Source organism: Pseudomonas sp. MPR-R2A5 (genome assembly GCF_058793055.1).
This window is the reverse complement of the sequence record NZ_JBXAFK010000036.1, coordinates 1-25,072: the sequence shown is the minus strand read 5'-3', so window position 1 is coordinate 25,072 and position 25,072 is coordinate 1. Positions and strand designations below refer to the sequence as shown.

Genomic DNA, 25,072 nt, shown 5'->3' with positions numbered 1-25,072 from the left:
CGTCAGCCTCGATGGCGAGCAAGAAAGTCCAGCAGCACCGGGAAGTACGCGTGAGGCTCTTCATAAAAGGGCATATGGCTGCTGTTGGGGAACACATGCAGCTCGGCGTGGCGAGCCGCCAGCTTCATGCGCATGGCGCAGGCCGGGGTCAGTTCATCGTGCTGGCCGGTGGTGATCAGCATCGGCATCTTGAAATCGGCCATCTCGGGGATGCGGTTCCAGTCCTTGAGGTTGCCAATATAGAGAAATTCATTCGGCCCCTGCATGGTTTCGTAGGGCCCCATGTTCCAGTCATCCAGGGAGCGCTTGACCGGTGCCGGCCACTCGTCCAGACGACACACGTGGCGGTAGTTGAGCAAGGTGATCGCCGCCTGGTACTGCGGGTGGTCCAGGGTGCCCATGGCTTCATGGCGTTGCATCATCGCCACGGTTTCGCTGCCCAGGGCGCCGCGCAGGCGTTCCAGTTCCTGGGACAGGTGCGGGATGTCGCCGACGGTGTTTTCCAGGATCAGGCTTTTCAGGGCAGCGGGGTAATGGATAGCGTATTCGATCGCCAGCCAGCCGCCCCAGGAATGGCCGAGCAAATGCACACGGCCCAGGCCCAGGGCCTGGCGCACGGTTTCGACTTCTTCGACATAACGGCGGATTTCCCACAGGGAAACATCGGTCGGTCTGGCTGAAGCGCCAGTGCCAAGCTGATCGAATGCAACCACTCGCAGGTTATGGTCTTTGAGCCAGCCATGGGCGTCACGCAAGTAGTCACACGGCAGGCCAGGACCGCCGTTGAGGCACAGCAGCACCTCATCGCCGTCACCAAAGCTGTAGGCCACGAGGTTATGGCCGTCGACTTGCACGTTGTACTGCTGGTCGGGGGCAATTTCACGCCACATGCATACATTCCTTGTGTTGTATCGGCCTGGCGGGTAGCGGCCGTTAATCAGGCCAACACTACCGAGGATGCCGTGTGTCCATAACCTAGTATTTCTTATAGGTTTGGCCTGGCAGTCCTTCGCCGGGGCGTGGCATTCTACTTGCCGCAAGTCGAGATTCAAATGAATTCGGGAGCAGAACGGATGCTGGCCAAGCTAACTGCGTTCAATAACCGTCTGATGCCGGGCAGGAGCCTGGATGAACAGATGGACAATACGTTCGACCTCGCCCAGCAGTTGGGCTTCGATGCGCTGGTGTATGACTACACCCCGGTGCCCATCGACCTCAATGGCGAGCTCATCACCCCCTCGGTGCTGGAATTGCGCAACACCCCGCCCGACTGGCATGCCTTGTGGTGCAGCGAAGGGTTCTACCAGATCGACCCCGTGCAGCACTTGGCCTTGAGCACGGTTTCGCCGTTTGTCTGGTCCTATGACGCCAAAGCCCAGACCGCCCTGCAGCAGATCATCGACCCCTGCCACGCGCCCGTGTCTTCTTACCTGCATGACCGCCAGCTGACCTGCGGCGTCAGCGTGCCGATCCACCTGCCCCGCGGCGGCTTTGCCTCGCTGACCGGCCTGCGCACCGGCAAGGCGAGCGTGGTGCTGCGGGATGCGCAGCAGACTCTGTCGGATTTCGCCCTGATTACCCATGCCTTGCAGGAAGCGGCCTACCCATTATTCAGCAAGGAGCTACGTGCCTACCCGCATATTCGCCTGACCAAACGTGAGCGCGAGTGCCTGAAATGGGCCGCCGATGGCCTGACCGCCGCCGAAATCGCCACCCAATTGAGCCGTTCCCTGGCAGTGGTCACCCTGCACCTGGCGTCGGCGATGCACAAATTAGGCGCAAAGAACCGGGTCCAGGCAGTGGTTCGCGCAACCCACTATCGCTTGCTGGAAGACTGAACCTTCGGCAAAACCTAGCTGTTTTGCTAGTTACCTAAACATCGCGTGCCGATTATCGTGTCCCTGATCCTTTTTTTCAGAGCAGGGTACGAAATGGAATTCATCGAAAAAATCCGCGAAGGGTATGCGGCCTTTGGCGCTTACCAGACCTGGTACCGCATCACTGGCGACCTGACCACCGGCCGCACACCGTTGGTGATCATCCATGGGGGCCCCGGCTGCACCCATGACTACGTCGACGCCTTCAAGGACGTCGCCGCCAGCGGTCATGCCGTGATCCACTACGATCAACTGGGCAATGGGCGCTCCACCCACTTGCCCGACAAAGACCCCTCCTTCTGGACCGTCAGCCTGTTCCTCGATGAGCTGAACAACCTGCTGGACCACCTGCAAATCAGCGATGACTACGCGATCCTCGGGCAATCCTGGGGCGGCATGCTCGGCAGTGAGCATGCGATCCTGCAACCCAAGGGCCTGCGCGCCTTCATCCCGGCCAACTCGCCCACCTGCATGCGCACCTGGGTCAGCGAAGCCAACCGCCTGCGCAAACTGCTGCCCGAAGGCGTGCATGAAACCCTGCTCAAGCATGAAGCCGCCGGCACCTACCAAGACCCGGAATACCTCGCCGCCTCGCGGATTTTCTATGACCAGCACGTGTGCCGGGTCAACCCCTGGCCTGAAGAGGTAGCCCGCACCTTCGCCGCGGTCGATGCCGACCCGACGGTGTACCACGCCATGAGCGGCCCTACCGAGTTCCACGTGATTGGCAGCCTGAAGGACTGGAACGTGATCGGCCGCCTGTCGGCGATCAAGGTGCCGACCCTGGTGATTTCCGGCCGGCATGACGAGGCGACGCCGCTGGTGGTCAAGCCGTTCCTGGACGAAATCGCGGATGTGCGCTGGGCACTGTTTGAAGACTCCAGCCACATGCCCCATGTGGAAGAGCGCCAGGCGTGCATGGGCACGGTGGTGAAGTTCCTGGATGAAGCGTGCTCGACGCCGCACACAGCCCTCAAGGCTGGCTGAGGTAAAAATGTGCAGGGCCACTTAGCGCTGTCGCTCAGTAAATTGGAATATCCCTGTGGCGAGCGGGCTTGCTGTGGCGAGCGGGCTTGCCCCGCGTTGGGCTGCGAAGCAGCCCCCATAAGGCCAACTGCGTTTATCCAGGCATATAAAATCGCCAGGTTTTAGGGCCGCTTCGCAGCCCAACGCGGGGCAAGTCCGCTGGCCACAACATGCCCGCTCGCCACTGCAGCTCGCCCCCCTCCTACCGTCTAGACGTCGCTGGTCTCCGGCCTCGCAGCTTTGTTCGACACCTGCGCCACCAGTGGAATCTCCTGACCCTGTGCATCAAACAACTTGCCGCCGCTGAAGTAATCCCCCTCGCGCAAGGCCGCCACATCCTGGAAGCACAAACTGCGCTCCGTCCCTGCCACGAACACTGATTGCTGGTCTGAGTTACCGGCGGTGATGTGGTTGAACGCCAGGTTCAGCAGGATCGCCATGATCGCCGACGAGCTGATGCCCGAGTGGAAAATGGTCGCGAACCAGCTGGGAAAATGATCGTAGAAACTCGGCGCAGCGATGGGGATCATGCCGAAACCGATGGACGTGGCGACGATGATCAGGTTCATGTTGTTGCGGTAATCCACCTTGGACAGCGTGCGAATACCACTGGCCGCCACGGTGCCGAACAGCACGATCCCGGCACCGCCCAGTACCGAGGTCGGTACGGCCGCAATGACACGCCCCATGAAGGGCAGCAGGCCGAGAATCACCAGGAACAGCCCACCGGTCGCCACCACAAACCGACTCTTCACCCCCGTCACCGCCACCAGGCCGACGTTCTGGGCGAATGCACTTTGGGTGAACGAACCGAAGATCGGCGCGAACATGCTCGACAGCATATCGGCACGCAGGCCATTACCGAGACGTTTGGAGTCGACCTTGGTGTCGATGATCTCACCCACCGCCAGGATATCTGCCGAGGTTTCCACCAGGGTCACCATCACCACGATACACATGGAAATGATCGCCGCCACATGAAAGGTCGGCATGCCGAAATGGAATGGCGCGGGGAAACCGAACATCGGCCCCTGGGTGACACCGGAGAAGTCGGCCATGCCCAGCAATACCGCAATGAGCGTGCCGATCACCATCGCCAGCAGGATCGACAACCGCGAGATAGTCGCACTGCCGATCTTGCTCAGCAGCAACACCAGCACCAGGGTCAGCGCGGCCAGGCCGATGTTCGGCATGCTGCCGAAGTCGGCTGCGCGGCTGTTGCCGCCCATGGCCCACCGCGCCGCGACGGGCATCAGGGTCAGGCCGATGGTGGTGATCACGATACCGGTCACCAGCGGTGGGAAAAACTGAGTGATCCGAGAGAACACCGGGGTAATCAATAGCCCGATCAATGACGCCGCCATCACCGCCCCCAGAATCGCCGGCACCCCGCCAGCGCCATCGCTGCCGACAATCGCCACCATGGTTGCCACACCGGCAAACGACACGCCCTGTACCAGCGGCAACTGGCAGCCAAAAAACGGCAGGCCAAGGGTTTGCAGCAAGGTGGCCAGGCCACCGGCAAACAACGACGCGGCGATCAACAGGCCGATATCCGCCGGCGACAACCCAGCCGCCTGGCCGACGATCAACGGTACGGCAACGATGCCGCCGTACATGGTGAGCACATGCTGCAGGCCGTAAGCCAGGTTGGCGGCGACGCCAAGATTCTCATCTTCCGGCCGCTGCGGTGACGCCTTCGGGATAGTCATGGTGAGGGGTTCTCTGTTTTTGTTGTGCGGCCACTGTATGCAATGTAAGGACTGGATGTCCATAGAGTTGTATACAATCAATCGAACAAGATACCCTCCATCGGCGTTACAAAAACAATCCGGCCGACATGAGCCAGAACGCCAAAGGACACTAAAACCATGAAAAAGGCACTACAGGGCGCAACCGTGGCATTGACGCTCCTCGGCGGTGGGGAGGCCGTCGCGATGGAATGGATGAACAACAGCGTAGGATTTCGCTACGGCCAGCAGTTCACCAATCCGAACAACCCCGATGCATTCAGTAAACGCATCTACAGCTTTACCCACGCCAGCGGCTACCAGTACGGCAGTCACTTCCTGAACCTGGATGTGTTCCTGTCCGACAGCCGCGACCCGCGCAAGGGCACCGACCACGGCGGCAGTGAGGTGTACGCGGTGTATCGGCACCAGTTGTATGCCTCTCGCGTCTTCGATACGCCGCTGGGTACCGGGTTGATCAAGGATTACGCCTTCACCCTGGGCTTCGATGCCAACCGCAACAACAACTTCGCCTCAGCCAGGAAACGCGCACTGGTGCTCGGCCCGACCTTGAAGTTCAACACCGTCGGCGTGCTGGACCTGAGCCTGATGTACTACAAGGAACGGAACCACACCGGCATTCCCGGCGCGAAAGAGTCGAACCACACGTTTGACGACACTTACCTGCTCAACCTGACCTGGATACGCCCGTTCGAGATCGGCAACCATGGGGCCAAGTTCCAGGGGTTCATCAACCACGTCGGAGACAAGGGCGAGGACTTCCACGGCCGCGATACCGCAGCCGAAACCTTGCTGCGCACCGCGCTGATGGTGGCGGTGCGGCCGGGTAAAAGTGTTAAACCGAACCTGTATCTGGGGGTGGGCTACGAGTACTGGCATAACAAATTCGGTGTGGATGGCGGCCGGGGCAGCCGCACATCGACGCCGACGGTGAATATGGAAGTGACCTTCTAGGGGGAGTCAAATGCAGGAGGGGGCTTGCTCCCTCCCACAGACTGAAACGCAGTGTCACTCCAGGTTCAGATCCGTTGCCAGTTCCGAGCGGCCTGCTTTCGGCCGCGCCAGCCAGTAACCCAGCACCGCCAACGGCGCAGTCGCCAGCATCACCAGTGCCGTGATCAACAGCGGCTGCTCAAGCATCGACGACACCACCAGGCTGCTGAGAAAGCACAGCCCCAATTGCAGGGTGTTTTGCAGCGCTGCGGCCTTGCCGGAATTTTCTGCAAAGGGCATCAGCGCATTCGCCACCACGATCGGATAGCTGGCGCCATTGACCAGGGCCATCAGGCAGAACGGGATCAGCAAGGTGGTCAGGGTCGGCACGGTCAAGGTGGCGACCAGATACAACGCCACCATGCTGATGCAATAGGCCACCAACAACCACGGCAACAGTGTCTTGCCCTGGAAACGCTGCAAGGCGCTGCGGCAACTGTAGCCACCGACCAGGAAGGCGAGGGTCGGCAGCACATAGCTCAAGCCGATGTCATTGGGGCTGTAGCCCATGTCACCGAGGATGAAGGGCGACGCGGTCAGCCAGGCGAAAAAACTGGCGGAGCACGCCGCAAAGATCATGACGTTGCCGGTGAATACCCGAGAGCCGAGCAACTGCCCGTAGCCCAGGCGCGCAGGCTCGCCCTCTGCGGCAGGGCGTTTGGGCAAGGCACGTAGGAATAACGTAGGCAGCAGCAACAGCAGCGAGACACCCAATAACACCGCGAAAATCGCCTGCCAGCCAAAGTGATTCAACACCATCGCGCCCAACAGCGGCGCCAGGGCCGGCGACAATGACATCAGCGGCATGATACTGGCGAATACACGGTGGGCTTTGTCAGCTGGGTAACGGTCAATCACCAAGGCCTGCCAACTGACCGCGGCGGAACACACGCCAATCGCCTGGATAAAGCGCAAGGCCAGCAGCTGCGGCGCCGTCTCGACCCAGAACATCCCCGCGCAGCCCAGCACGAACAGGCTCAGGCCGGTGACCAGGATCGGTTTGCGCCCGAGTCGATCAGACAACGGCCCCCACAGCAACTGCCCCACCGCAAAGCCGGCGAGGAAAATACTCAGGCTGGCGCCCACCGCGCCGGCGCCGATCTGCAATTGCTCGCCCATGGCGCCAAACGCCGGCAAGTACATGTCCATGGCGAGGTAACCGAGCATGCTCAGCCCCGCCAGATACCAGGTGAAACCAAAAGAGTTTTTCATTGAAGCCTTATAGATCCTGCCATCAAACAATTTGCTGACTGCCGCTCATTATGAAGCTGGCAACATCCCTGTGAAGCGATAATAATTGGACACATCTATCAATATTTTTGAAGGCAGTGTGTATGTGGTCCGAATACTCCCTGGATGTGGTTGATGCGGTCGCGCGCCACGGCAGCTTCAGCGCTGCGGCCCAGGAACTGCACCGCGTGCCATCGGCCATCAGCTATACGGTGCGCCAACTGGAAGAGTGGCTGGCCGTGCCGTTGTTTGTGCGGCGCCATCGCGATGTCGAACTCACCCCCGCTGGCCGTCTATTTATAGATGAAGCGCGGGGCGTGATGAAAAAAATGCTCGGTACACGGCGCTTGTGCCAGCAGGTGGCCAATGGCTGGAGCGGCCAGTTGAAGGTCGCGGTGGATTCCATCGTCAAACCCCAGCGTTGCCGGCAATTGGTGCTGGATTTCTATCGACAGTTTCCCGAGGTGGAATTGCTGCTGGAATACGAGGTGTACAACGGCGTGTGGGACGCCCTGGCCGATGAACGTACCGACATTGTGATCGGCGCCACCAGCGCGGTGCCGGTGGCCAGTCACTTCACCTTTCGCGACATGGGGCTGTTGAACTGGCTGTGCGTGGTCAGCAGCCAGCATCCGCTCGCCGGCATCAAAGGCTTGCTCAATGACGACCAACTGCGCCCCTTCGCCTCGCTGTGCATGACCGATACGTCACGCAACCTGCCCAAGCGCGACACCTGGACCCTGGACAACCAGCGCCGCCTGGTGGTGCCTAACTGGGCCTCGGCGATCGACTGCCTGCGCGATGGCCTGTGCGTTGGCATGGCGCCAGCGCATCAAGTGCTGCCCTGGATCGAACGCGGTGAACTGGTGGCCCTGCAATTGAGCCGCCCCTTCCCCGCCAGCCCGTCGTGCGTGGCGTGGGCGCAGAACAAGGTGTCCCCCGCCATGCGTTGGTTGCTGGAGTACTTGGGCGACACCGAGACGATGAACCAGGAGTGGTTGAATGGGAGTGACCGTTGAAGATCACCGGGATCCGTTGTGTGGGGGGGCCAGTCCGTTAAGGTTTTTTGTAGGAGCGAGCTTGCTCGCGAAAAACTCATAGGCGCCGCGTCCATTCAGGAAGCACGCGCTATCGTTGACGTTTTTCGCGAGCAAGCCCGCTGGCGATGTACGCTTAACTGACGGGCATCAGATCCCATTTCAATCCAGTAAACGCGTGATGGCGCGCACGATCATCTCGACCTCCTTGGCCTCCAGGGTCAGCGGCGGCAGCAGCCGAATGACTTTGCCCCGCGTCACATTGATCAGCAGCCCATGCTCCTGGGCGGCACGCTGGGCCAGGTCGCGATAAGGGCTGGCCAACTCGATCCCGATCATCAGGCCTTGCCCGCGAATCGCCAGCACTTGCGGGTGCTCATTCAATTCCACCCATAACCGCGCCAGCAGGCGCTCCCCCTGTTGCGCGGCGTTCTGCAACAGCCCCTGCTCTTCGATAATGTCGAGCACGGTGCAGCCGACGCGACACGCCAGCGGATTGCCGCCAAAGGTACTGCCGTGACTGCCCGGCGTGAACAGCTCGGCCACGTGAGCCCGAGCCAGGCACGCGCCGATAGGTACGCCGTTGCCGAGGCCTTTGGCCAAGGTCATCACGTCCGGAACAATGCCTTCATGCTGGAAGGCAAACCAAGCGCCAGTACGTCCGATGCCGGTCTGGATTTCATCGAGCATCATCAGCCAGCCATGGCGCGAGCAGTGATCGCGCAAGGCTTTCAGATAACCCGGCGGCGCGACCATCACGCCGCTTTCGCCCTGGATAGGCTCCAACAGGACAGCGGCAATACGCGGGCCGAACTGCTGAGTCAGCGCCTCCAGGGCTGCCAGGTCGCCAAAACCCACCTTGAGAAAATCCCCCGGCAAACGCTGGAAGCCCAGGCGTACCGACGGTCCGTCACTGGCAGCCATGGTGCCGAGGGTGCGGCCGTGGAAGGCGTTTTCCATCACCACCACCAACGGCTGCTCGATGCCCTTTTTCCAGCCATGCAGGCGCGCCAGCTTCAGTGCCGTCTCATTGGCTTCGGCACCGGAATTGTTGAAGAAGGCGCGGTCCAGGCCGGACAGCCGGGTCAGGCGCAGGGCCAGTCGTTGTTGCCAGTCGATGCTGTAGAGGTTGGAGGTGTGCAACAGCAAGCCGGCCTGTTCGCTGATGGCTGCTACCAGTTTTGGGTGGGAGTGCCCAACGTTGGTCACCGCCACGCCCGCCACCGCGTCCAGGTATTCACGCCCCTGCTGGTCCCACAGGCGCGTGCCCAAGCCACGGGTAAAGCTCAGAGCCAGGGGTTGGTAGGTGGTCATCAGGCAGGCGGCGGTCATGGTGGCAAGCTCCAGGGCATCTTGGGGACGATCCCAGTATCGTTAGCCACCTGAGCTGGATAAACTGCACTTTCCTGCAATGACTTTGAACCAGGGCTTGATAATGGATTTATTCCAGGCGATGTCGGTGTATGTGAAAGTGGTCGAGAGCGGCAGCATGACCGCCGCCGCCCACGCCTGCGGAATATCGACCACCATGGTCGGCAACCACCTGCGCGCGCTCGAGCAACGGCTGGGAGTCAGCCTGCTCAAGCGCACCACGCGCAAGCAAAGCCTGACGGAGTTCGGTGGGCAGTATTACCAGCGTTGCCTGGAAGTGCTGGGGTTGGTGGCCGACTCCGAGCAATTGGCCGAACAGGCCCACAGCGACGTCCCCCGCGGCACTCTGCGCATCACGGCGCCCCCCGCCTTCGGCACCGAACGCCTGGCACCGGCCTTGAGCGAGTTCTCCCGGCGCTACCCGCAGATCAAGCTGTACGTGGTGCTCAGCAACCAGCGCATGGACCTGGTCGACAGCGGTTTCGACGTGGCGATCCGCCTGGGTGAACTGGAACCCTCAAGCTTGATCGCACGGCCCATGCAGGATTACACCATGACCCTGTGCGCCTCGCCGGATTACCTGGCGCGACACGGCATGCCACAGGTGCCCGAGCATCTGCAACAGCATGACTGCCTGGCATTCGCCTACCCGTCGACCGACGATTGGCGCAACGCCGACAAACTGTGGCGCATGACCGGGGATGAGGGCGAGGTGGAGATTCCAGTATCGGGCTCGTTGACCATCAACAGCTCGCAAGCCCTGCGCCAGGCCGCAGTGCAAGGCATGGGCATCGTTATGCTGCCGGATGCCCTGGTGCAGCCCGACCTGCAAACCGGCAAGCTGGTGGCCCTATTGACCACCTACCAACTGCCCAGCCGCCCCATGCACCTGCTGTACCCACAGGACCGCTATCGCCTGCCCAAGTTGCGCGCCTTTGTGGATTTCGTCATGGAACAGTGGGCGCGCTAGAAGCCCACGCCCAATTCCCGCAAGCGGGCGGCCGTGCGTTCGGCGGACACATGATGAATGCCCTGCCAACCCAAGGCGACAGCCGCCTCGATATTGCCGGCGACGTCGTCGATGAACACCACTTCGCTCGGCTGGATATCCGGCAGATGAGCACGCACCTGGGCGAGGCTGGCGTGATAGATCGCGGCATCCGGCTTGATCAGCTTCAACTCGCCGGAGACCACGATGTCGCGAAAACACTGCAGGAACGGGTAGTTGGCCCGCGCATAGGGGAACGTCTCGGCCGACCAGTTGGTGAGCCCGAACAGCGGCATGTCGGCGTGATGCAACGCCTCGAGAATGGCCACGCCCTCCGGTAACGGGCCGCGCAGCATTTCATGCCAGCGGTCGTAATAGGCCGTGATCAAGGTTTCGTGCTGGGGGTATTGCGCGACCAGGCTGCGCGTAGCCTCGGCCAGGGTACGACCCGCGTCCTGCTCGGTGTTCCAGGCCTGGGTACAGATGGTGTCGAGGAACCACTGCCGTTCGTGATCGTCGGCAATCAGCTTGCGGTACAGGTGGTGCGGGTTCCAATCGAACAGGACACCGCCAAAATCAAAAACGACTGCACGAATCGTCATCAGATCCTCCGTTAGCGTGAGTTGATAGCCGATGGAGTCTGGCAGATCGATGGCGGCAGCGGCAAAGGCTTAACACACAACGAATGTGGGAGCGGGCTTGCCCGCGATTGCAGGGTGTCAGCCGAAACATCCAGCACTGACAAACCGCGATCGCGGGCAAGCCCGCTCCCACATTTTTTTCGAGCGTGTTTAGGCTTGGACCAGGCCGTTGATCTTAACGGTCGGATTCACGTCAGCCTCGTAGTCCACGCCATCGATCTCAAAGCCGAACAAGCGCAGGAACTCAGCCTTGTAGCCGGCAAAATCGCTGATCTCGTTGACGTTGTCGTCGGTCACCTGGTTCCACAGTGCTGCCACGGCGTCCTGGACCTTCGGCTCCAGTTCGGCCAGGTCGGCGCGCAGGCGGCCGTCGGCGTCGAGCTTCGGCTGGCTGCCGTACAAGCTGTCCTTGAACAGGCCGTAGACCTGCTCGATGCAACCTTCGTGGGTGCCCTGCTCTTTCATCACCTTGAACAGCAACGACAGGTACAGCGGCATGATCGGGATCGCCGAGCTGGCCTGGGTCACCACGGCCTTGAGTACCGACACACGAGCGTCGCCCTTCAGCGCAGCCAGGTTGTCGCGCAGGGTCAGGACTTTCTTGTCCAGGTCCTTCTTGGCTTCGCCGATGGAACCGTTCCAGTAGATGTCCTGGGTCAGCTTCTCACCCAGGTAGGTGAACGCAGTGGTCTTGGCGCCTTCGGCCAGTACATCGGCGTCACGCAGGGCGTCGATCCACAGCTGCCAGTCTTCGCCACCCATGACTTTCACGGTGCCGTCGATTTCTTCCTGGGTCGCCGGTTCCAGGGTGGTGTCGACCACGACGCCCTTGTCGGTGTTGATCCCACGCAGGGTCACGGCTTTGCCGATCGGCTTGAGGGTGGAGTTGTGCACCACGCCCTGCGGGTCGGTACGGCGTGGCGCGGCCAGGCTGTAGACCACCAGGTCGATCTTGCCCAGGTTTTTCTTGATGGTGTCGATGGTCAGGCGCTTGATCTCGTCGGAGAACGCATCACCGTTGATGCTCTTGGCGTACAGGCCTTTTTCGACGGCAAACTTCTCGAACGCGGCGCTGTTGTACCAGCCGGCGGAACTCAACTTGCCCTCTTCGCCTTCTTTCTCAAAAAACACGCCCAGGGTGTCGGCGCCGCAGCCAAACGCGGCACTGATGCGCGCGGCCAGGCCATAACCGGTGGAAGCACCGAGGACCAGCACCTTTTTCGGGCCGCCTTCGATGACGCCGTGTTGAGTCACGTAGTCGATCTGTTCCTTGACGTTCGCTTCACAGCCAACAGGGTGAGCGGTCACACAGATGAAGCCACGAACCCGCGGTTTGATGATCATAAAATTTCTGCCTCTTCCAAGGTGCCGAAGGCCAATGGTGGCCATTCAACTTCAATCGTACCGGTCTATGACGTCCAAAAAACCGAAGCGTCACGATAGTCGCAAATCTTCTGTTTACAAAATCCAATCGGCGCCGCGCTTTTCTGCGCATCCCTGCTAACGTTCGGGGTATCGCCACGCGTCCTGCGCCGTTTTCGCAGCAAACGCTATTCGTGAAAATTTGTTCAATCCCTTCACAATTTTGCAATATTTAAAACGCCCAACCGACTGATAACGCCTTATCATGGCGGGGTTGTTTCAATATGTTTCAAAACCCCACCACTCGCAGCCACGGAACCGTACCTGTCGAATGGCGTCCAGCTGGAGCTGAGTTTCATGAGCAAGTCCGCGTTACGCAAGAAAGCAGTGTCGATCGCCTGGGTGCTCGGCGTGCTGCTGTTTATTTTCCTGTTCCCCCTGACCACGGCGGTCTTCCTCGGCCTGGTACTGGTCTGCGGTGTCTATGACTTCCTGCGTAACGGCTTGTATGACCGCGATACCTTCAAGAAATACTTTATCGGCAGCGGCCGCAATACCTGGTTGCTGGCGCCGTTCAACACCCTGTTCGACCTGCTGAGCAGCCGCAATCGCCATGTCTACACGATGCGCGACCTGCCGCCCGCCTGGCGTGAAGACCTGCAACAGGTGATCAACGATGCCATGGCCCACAAGGATGAAATCATCGGCTACCTGGACGAGCGCATGGCCGAGAAGAAACGCGGCATGCTGTTTTTCCAGTGGTATGGCCGCCCGATCGAAACCACCCTGGACATCCCGGAACTGCGTAAAAAGCTGCCGTTCGTGAAGACCATCGGGGTTTCGGTGTTCAACGAAAACCGCTCGACGTCCTTTCACTTCGGGCCCCTGCGCATGATGTTCCGGGTGCTCTACAACATGGCGCCGGCGCCTCACCATGACGGCGTGTATATCCAGGTCGGCAAGCACAAGCATTACTGGCACGACGACCCGCTGTTTATTTTCGATGACACGTTGATGCATGCGTCCTTCAACAAGAACGACGCAAAACGTTACTGCCTGTTCATTGATATCGTGCGGCCGACCTTGCTGCCCTCGGTCCTCAACGCCGTGATCGCGGGTTTTGCCGGCCTGGTATTCACCCTGCGTCGGGTTTTCTACAAAAACTGGAAGCTGATTCAGTAAGTTCTGCGGCATGATGGTGCTGGACGGTGTTTGCGCCCTGCCCGCGAGGCGGCCAGAATAACCGTCTCGTGCGACCGAATTCGGCGCCCACCATTCTCAAGCCATCGCCCCGCTGAAGGGCGCGGTGGCTGCGCTTTCAAGGAACCAGAATGCCCCAACGTCAAGTCATCAACGCCTCCGTCAGCCCCAAGGGCAGCCTCGAAACACTCTCCCAACGTGAAGTCCAGCAACTGAGCGAAGCCGGCTCCGGCAGCATCTATACCCTGTTCCGTCAATGCGCCCTGGCCATCCTCAATACGGGCGCGCATATCGACAACGCCAAGACCATCCTCGACGCCTATAAAGACTTTGAAGTGCGCATTCATCAGCAGGATCGTGGCGTACGCCTGGAACTGTTGAACGCGCCGGCCGATGCGTTCGTCGATGGCGAAATGATCGCCAGCACCCGCGAGATGCTGTTCAGCGCCTTGCGTGACATCGTCTACACCGAGAACGAGCTGGACAGCCAGCGCATCGACCTGAGCAACTCACAGGGCATCACCGACTACGTGTTCCACCTGCTGCGCAATGCGCGCACGCTGCGCCCGGGTGTCGAGCCGAAGATCGTGGTGTGCTGGGGCGGGCACTCGATCAACACCGAAGAATACAAATACACCAAGAAGGTCGGCCACGAACTGGGCCTGCGCAGCCTCGATGTGTGCACCGGCTGCGGTCCCGGCGTAATGAAAGGGCCGATGAAGGGCGCGACCATTTCCCACGCCAAGCAACGCATCACCGGCGGGCGCTACCTGGGCCTGACCGAGCCCGGCATCATCGCCGCCGAAGCGCCGAACCCGATCGTCAACGAGCTGGTGATCCTGCCGGATATCGAGAAGCGCCTGGAAGCCTTCGTGCGCGTCGGCCACGGCATCATCATCTTCCCAGGCGGTGCCGGCACGGCCGAAGAGTTCCTGTACCTGCTGGGTATTTTGATGCACCCGGACAACCGTGGCCTGCCATTTCCGGTCATCCTCACCGGGCCGAAACACGCCGCGCCGTACCTGCAGCAACTGCACGCCTTCGTCGGCGCAACCCTGGGCGAAGCAGCGCAGGCGCACTACCAGATCATCATCGACGACCCGGCCGAAGTGGCTCGCCAGATGACCGCCGGGCTCAAGGCGGTGAAGCAGTTCCGGCGCGAGCGCAACGACGCGTTTCACTTCAATTGGCTGTTGAAGATCGACGAAGGCTTCCAGCGCCCATTCGACCCGACCCACGAAAACATGGCCAGCCTGCAACTGAGCCACGCGCTGCCGCCCCATGAGCTGGCGGCCAACCTGCGTCGTGCGTTTTCGGGGATCGTGGCGGGTAACGTCAAGGACAAGGGCATTCGCCTGATCGAACAGAACGGCCCGTACGAGATCCACGGCGACCCGGCCATCATGCAACCGCTGGACGAGCTGCTACAGGCCTTCGTCGCCCAGCACCGTATGAAGCTGCCAGGCGGCGCGGCCTATGTGCCGTGCTACCGCGTGGTGCAATAAACCGGCACTGCGGTCGGCCATGGTTTGTATCGCTGGGAACCCGATGGAAGGGTGTGAGTGAAGTTCGGTCCAGGGTTTGACCTGTTCGGACTCACCCACATCCAGAAAGCGGCCCAGGCAATCGTGGAGTGGGGGCGGGTACTGGAGACCCTGCTGCCCACCCGCGATCGCAGCGTTGCGGCCGCGAGCAGGCTTTGGTAAAACCGCATCTTCCCTTGATCCAGAGAACGCCTCACGTGCGCACGCTTCTTCTCGCAGCCCTGGTCATGACGCCGACCCTCGTCCTGGCTGACACCATCGCCTGGCCCGACTTGCCGCCCACCTGCTTTGTCAGCGGCCGCTCCGCCACGAGTGCGGATGTCGACAGCGGGTGTGCCGCCTTCCTGATCAATGTCAAAGGCCAGGCGGCGGGCACCCCGATCAAACTGGATATTCCCCAGTACGCCATGCATGTGGATGAAACGACCGGCAAGGAAACCCCGGTGATCCTCATCCAGGCCGAGGAAAACGGTGAGGTCAAGGCCGTGGGCTATCGGGAACTGGGCACCGACCAACTGGGGGCGGCACTGTTGCGGGAGGTTCGGCTCCTGGGTACGAAGAAGCCGACCTAGGCAGGGCTTCAGCGAACCCAGCCACCCACCTGCCAGTGGAAACCGTCATTGCGTTGCACCCAGTGCGGATGCACGTAGCGATAGCCTTCGCGCACCGGCTCCCAATGGCCATGCACCGCGACGTAGCGCCCACCGTCCCAACGCCAGTAACCGCGCGACCATATATAGCCGTAGCGTGGCGCAGGCTCGACTTCAATCACTTGAACCGGCGGCGGCTGTGGCGCGACCACCTCGACATACTCACGTTGCACCGGGCGCCGCTCATGCACGACACGCTCTTGCACACACCCGGATGCGGCGACAACCATGGCCGCCAATGCTGCATAACGTAACAACATACAAACCCCTCGGGCGCTAACACCCAACACCTGTATCAGTAAAAAATGCCCCCTGGTTCCAGCCGCGCTCCTGCATGGCCTGGGTTCTTTTTTAACAGGTGGTGTCTGTCAGGTTGCTGAACCCACTCGCCTCAAAAAGCGCACGCGACGGCCGGTCGCTTCAGGCGTACCCGCAACACCGCGGCGTTTGCACCTCTTCGCCCTCATGCCGGGCCGAAACGCTCCAGCACCGCCTCGACAAACCCTCGCAACTTGGCGGTACGCTGGCGGTGGGCGGTGTAGACCAGATGCATTGGCCGGCTGGGAGCCTCGAAGTCCGGCAGCACCTGCACCAACTCGCCCCTGGCCAATGCCGCGCGCAGAAAGTCTTCCGGGCCCAGGACGATGCCAAAACCGTCCAGCGCGGCTGTCATCAACGCCCGGCTTTCATTGATCTGCAACCGGCTGGCGACCTTCACTGTGTGCGGTGTCGAGCCTTGGTAAAACACCCATTCGCGATCCGCGGGGCGTGACCAGAAGGCGTAGCCCAGGCATTCGTGGTGCTCCAGGTCGGCCGGCGCCAGCGGCATGCCGCGGGCCGCCAAGTACGCCGGCGCCGCGCAGGCCACCAGGCGGTAAGGCGCCAGTGGCCGGGCGGTCAAACCGGTGGTGGCCAGCGGGCCGATGCGAAACGCCGCTTCATAGCCCTCCTCCACCAAATCGACGAAACGATCCGTGAGGTGCAGGTCGATTTGCACCTGCGGGTTATCGCGCAAAAAAGCGGTAATCAGCGGCATCAGGCTGTAGGAGCCGAAAGTGACCGGCGCGGTGATTTTCAGCTTGCCACGCGGCGTGTCATTCATGATCTGCGCCAGGGAATCAGCCGCCTCGGCCTCTGTCAGGATATGTTTGCACCGCTCGTAATACGCGCTGCCCAACTCGGTGAGGCTTTGTCGACGCGTGGTGCGATTGAGCAAGCGCGCGCCCAGGCGCTGCTCCAACGCGGCAACGTGTTTGGCCACCATCTGCGCCGACATGTTCAAGCGCTCGGCAGCGCGGGCGTATGAGCCCAACTCGGCGGCGACCACAAAGGCATTCATGCTGGATAGACGGTCCATCATTCCCTACTCCCAGTAACAACACCCACGCCATAACAATTATTTATCGCCAAACAGTTGCCAATCATCATAACGGCTCCCCTGTTCAAAAGGAGCAAGACCATGAAGATTGGCGTGATTGGCGCGGGCTTTATCGGGCGTGCCGTGGCCCAGCTGGCTTTAGCTGCAGGGCATGAGGTGATGCTGAGCAACTCCCGTGGCCCGCAGACCATGAGCAGCGTGCTCAGCGGTATTCGCGGCGTCAAAGTGGGCAGTGCGCAAGATGCCGCGCAGTTCGGGGACGTGGTGCTGGTGGCGATTCCGTTTGAGCATTACCGCAGCATTCCCGCGCAGTGGCTGGAGGGCAAGACAATACTGGATCCCAACAACTACTACCCCGAGCGTGACGGGCATTTCCCCGCGCTCGACCGTTTTGAAACCACCACCAGCCGGCTGCTCGCCGAGCATTTTTCCCATTCGAAGGTGGTCAAGGTGTTCAATGCGATCTTCGCGACCGACCTGACCGAGCACGCCCGCCCCCACGGTGCCCCTGACCGCCGCGCATTGCCGGTGGCCGCCGATGATGCTGGCGCGAAAGCCCAGGTGATCGGCTTACTCGACGAGCTGGGCTTCGATGCCGTGGACGCCGGCAACCTGGATGAAAGCTGGCGGTTCGAGCGCGCCAAACCGGCGTATTGCGTGCCGCTGGACCAGGCCGGGTTGAGGGCGGCCCTGGCCGCGGCCGAGCGCACGGTTGAACTGCCTCCGGTCAGCCGGGAGCACACCCACAGTTAAACAGCCGCCCACAAAAAGCCCGCTGACCGTTACCGGTTCAGCGGGCTTTTTAAGCGTTACCTGATATCAGGCGTTGCTTACAGCGCCAGGTCAGACGCTGGCTTGCTCGGCGCGGCCGCAGGCTTGGCAGCCTCGGTGGCTTTTGGAGCAGTCAGTTGCGGAATCGCAGGCGGTGGGGTCAGTTGCAGGATACCGGCGGTGTAGGCCCATTCCTTGGCAACAGCCTCAGGACTGTCGTTCAGCTTGGTGCCGTAGCTTGGCACGATCTGGTGCAGTTTTGTCTGCCACTCAGGGGTCGCAACCTTGTCCTTGAACACTTTCTGCAGCACGGTCAGCATGATCGGCGCCGCAGTCGATGCGCCTGGCGATGCACCCAACAGGCCGGCAATGGTGTTGTCGGCGGAGCTGACCACTTCGGTACCGAGTTTCAGGACGCCGCCCTGCTCTTCGTCACGCTTGATGATCTGCACGCGCTGACCGGCTTGCCACAGGCGCCAGTCTTCTTTCTTGGCGTTCGGGAAGTACTCTTTCAGGGCGTTGTAGCGGTCGTCATCCGACAGCATCAGTTGGCCGGCAAGGTACTCGACCAGCGGGTATTCACGAATACCGACTTTGGTCATTGGCCAGATGTTGTGGGTGGTGGTGCTGGTCAGCAGGTCCAGGTACGAGCCTTCTTTCAAGAACTTGGTCGAGAAGGTTGCGAATGGGCCAAACAGGATCACGCGCTTGCCATCCAGCACGCGGGTGTCCAGGTGCGGAACCGACATCGGTGGCGCGCCAACCGAAGCTTTACCGTAGGCCTTGGCCAGGTGCTGCTCGGCAATGGTCGGGTTATCGGTGACCAGGAACGAGCCGCCAACCGGGAAGCCCGCGTATTCCTTGGCTTCCGGAATGCCCGACTTCTGCAGCAAGTGCAGGGCACCGCCGCCAGCGCCGATGAACACGAACTTGGCGTCGGTTTCAGTCTTGGTGCCGTCTTTCAGGTTTTTGTAGCTGACACGCCACGAGCCGTCGGCGTTCTTGGTGATGTCCTGCACTTCGCTCGACAGTTTCAGGTCGAACTTCGGCGTGGTTTGCAGGTGAGCGACGAACTGGCGGGTGATCTCGCCGAAGTTCACGTCGGTGCCGATCGGGGTCCAGGTGGCCGCGATTTTCTGGTTCGGGTCACGCCCTTCCATCATCAACGGAACCCATTTGGCGATCTGCGCCGGGTCTTCGGAGTACTGCATGCCGGCGAACAGCGGGCTCGCCTGCAGGGCTTCGTAGCGCTTCTTGAGGAACTTGATGTTGTCATCGCCCCACACAAAGCTCATGTGCGGTGTGGAGTTGATGAACGAACGCGGGTTCTTCAGCACGCCCTGCTGGACCTGCCAGGACCAGAACTGACGGGAGATCTGGAACGCTTCGTTGATCTCGACCGCTTTCGGGATCTCAACGTTGCCGTTCTTGTCTTCCGGGGTGTAGTTCAGCTCAGCCAGGGCCGAGTGACCGGTACCGGCGTTGTTCCAGCCGTTGGAGCTTTCTTCGGCGACGCCGTCGAGGCGCTCGACCATTTCCATCGACCAGCCTGGTTCCAGCTCATTGAGCCATACACCCAGGGTCGCACTCATGATGCCGCCGCCGATCAGCAGCACATCGACTTTCTTTGCCTCTTCCGCGTGAACGGACGTGATCCCCATCGACAAAGCCAGCCCCAGCAGGGCCGTGTTTACTTTCTTAAACATCGGTAGCACCTATGATAAAACGCCATCCGCCCCACTGCCCCTGATGATGGGCAACCCTCCTTCACGCTGCGCCAGGCAACGCAACGTGGGGTTTGCGCATTCACTTCAAGACCGCAGGGTGGGCACACAAGGCCGACGTATCGACCTCACTTTTATGTCCCTTCTGCGCTGACTTCTTATCATTATTGGCTTCAGCTACCTGGGCGACAGCCGACCGCCGGGACGTATACGGGTGTACGTACCGGGGAAAGACCAGACCAAGATGGCGCGCAGAATATCACGCTAAACGGCGTTTATGCGTCGTTTGGCCAATTGACAGCTCTAAATCGCGGGTTTTGCCGCGCCGCTGTCAAGCGTGGCAAGCGCGACGTGGGGTCACAGGGTGTTTAATCAAACTGAACTCTGTCAAAAAAGGCTGTTCTAGACACCTTCGTCGCTGCTTGCGTAGCATCGGCGGCTGTCCTTCGTGCCGTTCATCCCAATAGAGTTACCCATGACTATCCAGCAAACACCTGGGCACGTGCTGCCCGCGCGCAGTGCCGCCAAAATGGAAGCTGCCATGGCCGTGGGCGCCTTCGCGATCGGTACTGGCGAATTCGCCATCATGGGCCTGATGCCCGACATCGCCCGCAACTTGAACCTGAGTGAACCCCAGGTCGGTCACGCCATCAGCGCCTACGCCCTGGGCGTGATGGTCGGCGCACCGCTGCTGGCCATCCTCGGTGCCAAGCTGTTGCGTAAACATATGCTGTTGTTGCTGATGGGCCTGTACGCCCTGGGCAACCTCGCCACCGCCTTCACCCCGACCTTCGGCTCGCTGGTCGCCTTCCGCTTCATCAGCGGCCTGCCCCACGGCGCCTACTTCGGCATCGCCGCCGTGGTCGCCTCCAGCATGGTGCACAACCACAAACGCGCCGGCGCCGTGGCGCGGGTCATGATGGGCCTGACCCTGGCCATGCTGCTCGGCAACCCCATCGCCACCTTCCTCGGCCAACACCTGGGCTGGCGTTCTGCATTTGCCTTGGTCAGCGTGATAGCCCTCCTCACCATCGCCCTGGTCTGGCAATTCGTCCCCCACCGCCACGACGAACAACGCAGCGACCCGCGCAAGGAACTGCGCGCCTTCACCAAACCCCAGGTGTGGATGGCGCTGTCGATTGGCGCCATCGGTTTTGCCGGGATGTTCTGCGTATTCAGCTACCTGGCGCCGACCATGCTGGAAGTGACCAAAGTCTCGCCACAATGGATTCCATTTGGCCTGGCGGCGTTTGGCGTCGGTGGAATTATCGGCAACATCGCCGGCGGCAAACTGTTTGATCGCATGCAGTTTCGCGCGGTGGGCTGGATTCTGGTGTGGTCGATGGCGGTGTTGTTGTTCTTCCCCTTCGCGGCCTCATCGCTATGGGGCGTGCTGCTGAGCATGGGCCTGGTGGGCACCATGGTGTCGCTGGCCGCACCGTTGCAGATCCGCCTGATGGATATTGCCCATGAGGCACCGAGCCTGGCTGCCGCGTCGAACCACGCGGCGTTCAACCTGGCGAATGCACTGGGGCCGTGGTTTGGCGGGATGGCGATTACAGCAGGGTTGGGCTGGACCAGCACTGGCTACATCGGCGCGGCTACGGCACTGGTTGGCCTGGGTATCTACCTGGTCGCGCGGCGCATGCGGGGCGGGCACTAAAACCCACAATTCTGCCCCCACCACAGATCGAATGTGGGAGGGGGCTTGCCCCGATAGCAGTGGGTCAGTCAACACACCAACGCCTGACCCACCACCCCATCAATCATCATGCAACAACCCCGACCCATACTCCCCATAACTACTCCCCAACCCACTGCCGCCAAAATTCATCTTCGCGGCCTTGCTGGGGCTGTGGTCACCAAACGCCTGGCACCCGCCCGAAAAGCAAGGGTCACTGCTCACGCCAGACGAACCCGAAGAGCAAGCGCCCAACAGCAACGTGCCAGCAATCATCACGACTTTGACAAGGTTCGAGATCATGTTTTCAGTTCCCTGTGGACTGGAGGCGCGGGGGGCCTCTCTTGGGGACGATCGTAGACCTCAAAGGCGAAGGGAATTATGAAACTTTACCGGGTGACAGGGAGGGTTCAGGTTGCCGCCTTGGGGTAAGGCGGCGGGGTTGGGGGGCTGGCTGTGGCCGTGCTGGCGGTAGGCGCGACGTGCTCCTGGGCTCGGCTGACGAGTAGAGCGCTCAGGTCTATTAGCTGTTGAGTAGTGAATGGCGCGAAACACGCCTCCCCGACACCCACGATGCATCCCTGATAAACTGCGCCACATTCGCCTCGCTAACTCAGATCCCCCATGCCCCTACAAACCGCCCCACTCTCCCGCCGCTTCTCCGTCGCCCCGATGATGGATTGGAACAACTTCTTCCAACTTGCCCGATTCTGAATAGCGAAATGGCTGCGCCTTGAAAGCGCGTACCATTTTCGTACCAATCACCACCATGGTTCACGATAAATCGTTGGAAAAATCTCTGTTTAGGTAGATTGCATCGATGGCTCCGTGCCACCATACCTGCAAAATTTGGATCATTGAGTATTAGCAAGGAGGCGAACATGACCGATTCGAGGGTGACTGAGTGGACTTTAGACGGTGTCTTAGACGAGATGAAACGCATTCATCACACTATGAAGGACAGACAGTTTGCGTTCATTCTTGGTGCCGGAGCCTCGTTTACTTCAGGGATTCCTACTGGTCAGGGTTTAGCCCAAAGATGGTTAAAAGATCTTCACCTTCGTGAGTGTGCGGACGGAAGCCCGATCGAGCAGTGGATAGCAAGCTGCGGAATAAGCGATGGTGAACTCACAATCCAAAACGCGTCAGCATATTACCCACAGATATTTGAGCGGAGATTTGAAGGTGACCGCGAGGCAGGATACGCTGAATTAGAGTCAGCTATGGAGGGTAAATCCCCAAGCCTAGGCTACTCTCTTCTTGCAGAGATTATTCAACACACAAGACACAAAGTCGTTGTAACCACCAATTTCGATAACTTAGTAGCAGATGCACTTGCAATGCACGCCCATCAATCACCGTTAGTAGTAGCCCACGAATCCCTTGCAGGCTTTGTCAGACCTCAAATGCGGCGCCCTCTTGTAGCAAAAATACATCGGGACTTGTACCTACATCCAATCAATGATATGGCTGGGGTCTCCACTCTTGAGCAAGGCTGGAAAATTGCTTTGAGAAAGCTATTCCAATATTTCACACCCGTAGTAGTTGGCTATGGAGGAAATGATGGCAGTTTAATGGACATGTTGCTGGGGCTAAATCCAGGAGATATTGCAGGCAGGATGATATGGTGCTACAGGCCAGGATCCCCTCCACCAGAAAAAGCATTGGAAGTTCTTTGTAAACATAGTGGCTTACTGGTAAAGATACCCGGTTTTGATGAATTCATGCTTCAGCTAGCGGCCAAACTAGTCGATAATTTTAACGTTGCGGACATCGCGGAAAGAACTGAAAAGCTAGGACAGGAAAGGGCCACTCGTTACCGAGACCAAGCCAATGAACTCAGAGAGTCTTCTTTACAAGGTTCCCCAGCTGAACAGCAAGCGGGCGAAGTTTTGACGCAGTCTTTAAGCTCGAGCCACAGCTGGTGGGCCTGGCAAACCAAAGCCAAATCAGAACCTGATATAGATAAACGTAAGCTTTTGTATCTAGAAGGTATGAAAAAATTCCCGGACAGTGCGGAACTCGCAGGCCATTACGCTAGCTTCCTGGATATTGACGTCGGCGATTTAGCGGCGGCTGAAGATATGTACAACAAAGCCATTGAACTTGACAAAAACAATGCACGAAACATCGGGAATTATGCAAGTTTTCTTGAGGACCATAAAGCAGATTACGATGCGGCAGAAGATTTGTATAAAAGATCTATCGAACTAGACCCTAACGATGGCACTAATGTCGGTAGCTACGCAAATTTTTTAGTTAATCAAAGGCACAACAACGATGCAGCAGAGTCTCTTTATCGTCAAGCCATGTTAGTTGCACCTAACAACACTTGGAACATTTGCAATTTCGCAAATTTCCTAATAGCAGAACGAAAAGACTATGATGAGGCGGATAAATTATTTAAAAAAGCTTTAGGTATAAAACCCAATAATGCTTGGCTAATGGGAAATTACGCAGTATTTCTCAGCGAAATTCGAAACAATGAAAAGGACGCATTACCCCTTCTCGAAGAGGCCTTAAAACTCAAACCCAACAATAGCTGGTACAAAGGCAAACTAGAAAAAGTATTGGACAAAATGAAACAAGCTTAAAAAACAATAGCGCTGCCATTATCTGCCACCACCTTTTACTCAACAGTATAAAGCTAAGCAGGAGCGGAGTTATCAATTAACCGTCTCTGGAAGCGGCTCTGATGGCGCCCCACACCCTTACTAGTTATTCCGAGCCATCAGCCCCCTAGGAATTCAAACAAACCTAACAAGCTATCATGACTGGCCGCTGAAGCCGACGTTAGTGACTGCAATTTGGACATTTCTAACAAAAATCCTCACATCGTCCACACCCTCAGTCGCTTAGCCGCGTCCCCCGAAATACAAGGGCTCCAGCGGTGCCAGCCGCGCAAAAGTGTTCCTACACCGTTCCCACGAGCATCAGCGTGCACCTCAGTACGCGTGCGCATCACACGTTTAGGTGACTGGAATTCGAAATCTAGAGGGGGGCAAAAAAAGAGTAACATAAGTAATCTTGACCATTTTTTACGCCCAAGCCATTGAAATTAAAGGTTTTTTTATTACGACCAAAAGGTAATCTTTAAGTAATATTGAAGTAATCTGATTACTCTTTATAAATGTAATTCTCATGTTTATAAAAACCCTTTAAAAACAATATGTTGGCAAAAAATTACCTTTTCAATTACTTCTCTGTTACTCCTTCTTGTAATACCGAACCCCACGGAATACGTGGCCTCCAGCCCATTACCCAAACGTGGCTACTGAAATTACTCTTTTTGAAATACCCCCCCTCTACCTGCGCAGCAACGCCCCCAGACCTTTCGAAGAAATACCCCCTCGGTGCAGGGTTCCGCAGGCTTTCAACCTCCCCACAACGCCAAGCAAGCGCCCAGCCTGAGCCGCCGGGAGTGGTCCGCAGGGGCGCAGAAATAACGACCCATTTAGCCCGCAGGCGAGGTGGGGGGACGACGGCGCGCGACAAGGCCCAACTAACTTGGCCGGGACAAAATCGCACCAAAACAGTGCGAACCGCATCCGTTATCTGCTTTCCGTGGATCGTGGGCAGCCCTGACCAGTCCGGCCGTAGCTATAGATTTGGTGGCAGAGAGAAGTTGTGGATCGCCAGCGGGCGCGCCTACTATTGGGAATCTGCGATACTGGCAGGAAGCCTCCACCATGCAGACAGCACAGCAACTGATATCCCCTCAAACCCATATGCCGAAAGTGGCAGGCAGAAAACCTAAAATACAAACCATAACTAGGGATGGTCTGAAGTAGCCATGTATTTCCCCGGCATACCACCTAGCGCAACTTTTAAACTCGCCAAATGATCAA

General features: G+C 59.2%; 22 protein-coding genes. 12 read left to right on the top strand and 10 right to left on the bottom strand.

All coding sequences use genetic code 11. The features are described 5' to 3' along the window. Window positions 1-2: 2 nt before the first annotated feature. The gene (locus AC1Q6I_RS23405; protein WP_024074141.1) at window positions 3-890 is read right to left on the bottom strand and encodes a proline iminopeptidase-family hydrolase; all 888 of its coding nucleotides are present in this window, start codon (window positions 888-890) and stop codon (window positions 3-5) included. 183 nt (window positions 891-1,073) lie between these two features. Between AC1Q6I_RS23405 and AC1Q6I_RS23400 the strand changes: the two genes are divergently transcribed. Together AC1Q6I_RS23400 and AC1Q6I_RS23395 are read left to right on the top strand one after the other, a co-directional pair. Then, window positions 1,074-1,838, top strand: a complete 765-nt coding sequence (locus tag AC1Q6I_RS23400; protein ID WP_024074140.1) for a LuxR family transcriptional regulator — start codon at window positions 1,074-1,076, stop codon at window positions 1,836-1,838. Window positions 1,839-1,931: 93 nt separating this feature from the next. After that, on the top strand, window positions 1,932-2,864 hold the full coding sequence (locus AC1Q6I_RS23395) for a proline iminopeptidase-family hydrolase (RefSeq protein WP_024074139.1): 933 nt from the start codon (window positions 1,932-1,934) through the stop codon (window positions 2,862-2,864). A gap of 248 nt (window positions 2,865-3,112) precedes the next feature. On the opposite strand, the gene AC1Q6I_RS23390 is transcribed toward AC1Q6I_RS23395, so the two are convergent. Further along, window positions 3,113-4,615 (bottom strand): nucleobase:cation symporter-2 family protein, encoded by a 1,503-nt coding sequence (locus AC1Q6I_RS23390; protein WP_024074138.1) that lies wholly within the window; start codon window positions 4,613-4,615, stop codon window positions 3,113-3,115. A 159-nt stretch (window positions 4,616-4,774) separates the two neighbouring features. Here AC1Q6I_RS23390 and AC1Q6I_RS23385 point away from each other — a divergent pair, with 159 nt between their 5' ends. Next, entirely contained in the window at window positions 4,775-5,608 is an 834-nt protein-coding gene (locus AC1Q6I_RS23385) for a nucleoside-binding protein (protein WP_102624379.1), read from the top strand. Between the two features lie 54 nt (window positions 5,609-5,662). Here the strand turns inward: AC1Q6I_RS23385 and punC are convergent, their stop codons facing one another. Further along, the gene (gene punC, locus AC1Q6I_RS23380) at window positions 5,663-6,859 is read right to left on the bottom strand and encodes a purine nucleoside transporter PunC (RefSeq protein ID WP_024074136.1); all 1,197 of its coding nucleotides are present in this window, start codon (window positions 6,857-6,859) and stop codon (window positions 5,663-5,665) included. A 122-nt stretch (window positions 6,860-6,981) separates the two neighbouring features. Here punC and punR point away from each other — a divergent pair, with 122 nt between their 5' ends. Then, window positions 6,982-7,896: a DNA-binding transcriptional activator PunR gene (punR, locus tag AC1Q6I_RS23375; protein WP_069075506.1), complete on the top strand. Its 915-nt coding sequence runs from the start codon at window positions 6,982-6,984 to the stop codon at window positions 7,894-7,896. A 180-nt stretch (window positions 7,897-8,076) separates the two neighbouring features. Here the strand turns inward: punR and AC1Q6I_RS23370 are convergent, their stop codons facing one another. Continuing rightward, window positions 8,077-9,246 (bottom strand): aspartate aminotransferase family protein, encoded by a 1,170-nt coding sequence (locus AC1Q6I_RS23370; RefSeq protein ID WP_102624380.1) that lies wholly within the window; start codon window positions 9,244-9,246, stop codon window positions 8,077-8,079. A gap of 103 nt (window positions 9,247-9,349) precedes the next feature. On the opposite strand from AC1Q6I_RS23370, the gene AC1Q6I_RS23365 reads away from it, so the two are divergent. Then, on the top strand, window positions 9,350-10,255 hold the full coding sequence (locus AC1Q6I_RS23365) for a LysR family transcriptional regulator (RefSeq protein WP_024074132.1): 906 nt from the start codon (window positions 9,350-9,352) through the stop codon (window positions 10,253-10,255). Here the strand turns inward: AC1Q6I_RS23365 and AC1Q6I_RS23360 are convergent. Further along, complete coding sequence (locus tag AC1Q6I_RS23360) at window positions 10,252-10,875, bottom strand: HAD family hydrolase (RefSeq protein WP_024074131.1); 624 nt, start codon at window positions 10,873-10,875, stop codon at window positions 10,252-10,254. The two genes, AC1Q6I_RS23365 and AC1Q6I_RS23360, sit on opposite strands and share 4 nt — an antisense overlap. A gap of 189 nt (window positions 10,876-11,064) precedes the next feature. After that, entirely contained in the window at window positions 11,065-12,258 is a 1,194-nt protein-coding gene (gene fabV / locus AC1Q6I_RS23355) for an enoyl-ACP reductase FabV (RefSeq protein ID WP_102624381.1), read from the bottom strand. Between the two features lie 375 nt (window positions 12,259-12,633). Here fabV and AC1Q6I_RS23350 point away from each other — a divergent pair, with 375 nt between their 5' ends. The 4 genes from AC1Q6I_RS23350 (at window position 12,634) to AC1Q6I_RS23335 (ending at window position 15,592) form a co-directional block, all read left to right on the top strand. Beyond that, entirely contained in the window at window positions 12,634-13,458 is an 825-nt protein-coding gene (locus tag AC1Q6I_RS23350; RefSeq protein WP_024074129.1) for an aspartyl/asparaginyl beta-hydroxylase domain-containing protein, read from the top strand. 149 nt (window positions 13,459-13,607) lie between these two features. Beyond that, window positions 13,608-14,981, top strand: a complete 1,374-nt coding sequence (gene ppnN / locus AC1Q6I_RS23345; protein WP_024074128.1) for a nucleotide 5'-monophosphate nucleosidase PpnN — start codon at window positions 13,608-13,610, stop codon at window positions 14,979-14,981. 57 nt (window positions 14,982-15,038) lie between these two features. After that, window positions 15,039-15,182 (top strand): hypothetical protein, encoded by a 144-nt coding sequence (locus AC1Q6I_RS23340; protein WP_158244435.1) that lies wholly within the window; start codon window positions 15,039-15,041, stop codon window positions 15,180-15,182. Window positions 15,183-15,217: 35 nt separating this feature from the next. Beyond that, window positions 15,218-15,592, top strand: a complete 375-nt coding sequence (locus tag AC1Q6I_RS23335; protein WP_102624382.1) for a hypothetical protein — start codon at window positions 15,218-15,220, stop codon at window positions 15,590-15,592. A gap of 8 nt (window positions 15,593-15,600) precedes the next feature. On the opposite strand, the gene AC1Q6I_RS23330 is transcribed toward AC1Q6I_RS23335, so the two are convergent. Both AC1Q6I_RS23330 and AC1Q6I_RS23325 read right to left on the bottom strand, forming a co-directional pair. Beyond that, window positions 15,601-15,930 carry a YXWGXW repeat-containing protein gene (locus AC1Q6I_RS23330; RefSeq protein ID WP_041160867.1) on the bottom strand — a complete coding sequence of 110 codons (330 nt, stop codon included), beginning with the start codon at window positions 15,928-15,930 and terminating at the stop codon, window positions 15,601-15,603. 203 nt (window positions 15,931-16,133) lie between these two features. Next, window positions 16,134-17,030 (bottom strand): LysR family transcriptional regulator, encoded by an 897-nt coding sequence (locus AC1Q6I_RS23325; RefSeq protein WP_102624383.1) that lies wholly within the window; start codon window positions 17,028-17,030, stop codon window positions 16,134-16,136. 99 nt (window positions 17,031-17,129) lie between these two features. On the opposite strand from AC1Q6I_RS23325, the gene AC1Q6I_RS23320 reads away from it, so the two are divergent. After that, window positions 17,130-17,801: an NADPH-dependent F420 reductase gene (locus tag AC1Q6I_RS23320; protein WP_069075502.1), complete on the top strand. Its 672-nt coding sequence runs from the start codon at window positions 17,130-17,132 to the stop codon at window positions 17,799-17,801. A 77-nt stretch (window positions 17,802-17,878) separates the two neighbouring features. Here AC1Q6I_RS23320 and mqo read toward each other — a convergent pair whose 3' ends face one another. Next, the gene (gene mqo, locus AC1Q6I_RS23315; protein ID WP_102624384.1) at window positions 17,879-19,525 is read right to left on the bottom strand and encodes a malate dehydrogenase (quinone); all 1,647 of its coding nucleotides are present in this window, start codon (window positions 19,523-19,525) and stop codon (window positions 17,879-17,881) included. 493 nt (window positions 19,526-20,018) lie between these two features. Between mqo and AC1Q6I_RS23310 the strand changes: the two genes are divergently transcribed. Beyond that, window positions 20,019-21,206 (top strand): MFS transporter, encoded by a 1,188-nt coding sequence (locus tag AC1Q6I_RS23310; RefSeq protein WP_102624385.1) that lies wholly within the window; start codon window positions 20,019-20,021, stop codon window positions 21,204-21,206. Window positions 21,207-21,305: 99 nt separating this feature from the next. On the opposite strand, the gene AC1Q6I_RS23305 is transcribed toward AC1Q6I_RS23310, so the two are convergent. Continuing rightward, window positions 21,306-21,527, bottom strand: a complete 222-nt coding sequence (locus tag AC1Q6I_RS23305; RefSeq protein WP_069075489.1) for a hypothetical protein — start codon at window positions 21,525-21,527, stop codon at window positions 21,306-21,308. A 578-nt stretch (window positions 21,528-22,105) separates the two neighbouring features. Between AC1Q6I_RS23305 and AC1Q6I_RS23300 the strand changes: the two genes are divergently transcribed. Then, on the top strand, window positions 22,106-23,818 hold the full coding sequence (locus AC1Q6I_RS23300) for a tetratricopeptide repeat protein (protein WP_102625779.1): 1,713 nt from the start codon (window positions 22,106-22,108) through the stop codon (window positions 23,816-23,818). Window positions 23,819-25,072: the final 1,254 nt, after the last annotated feature.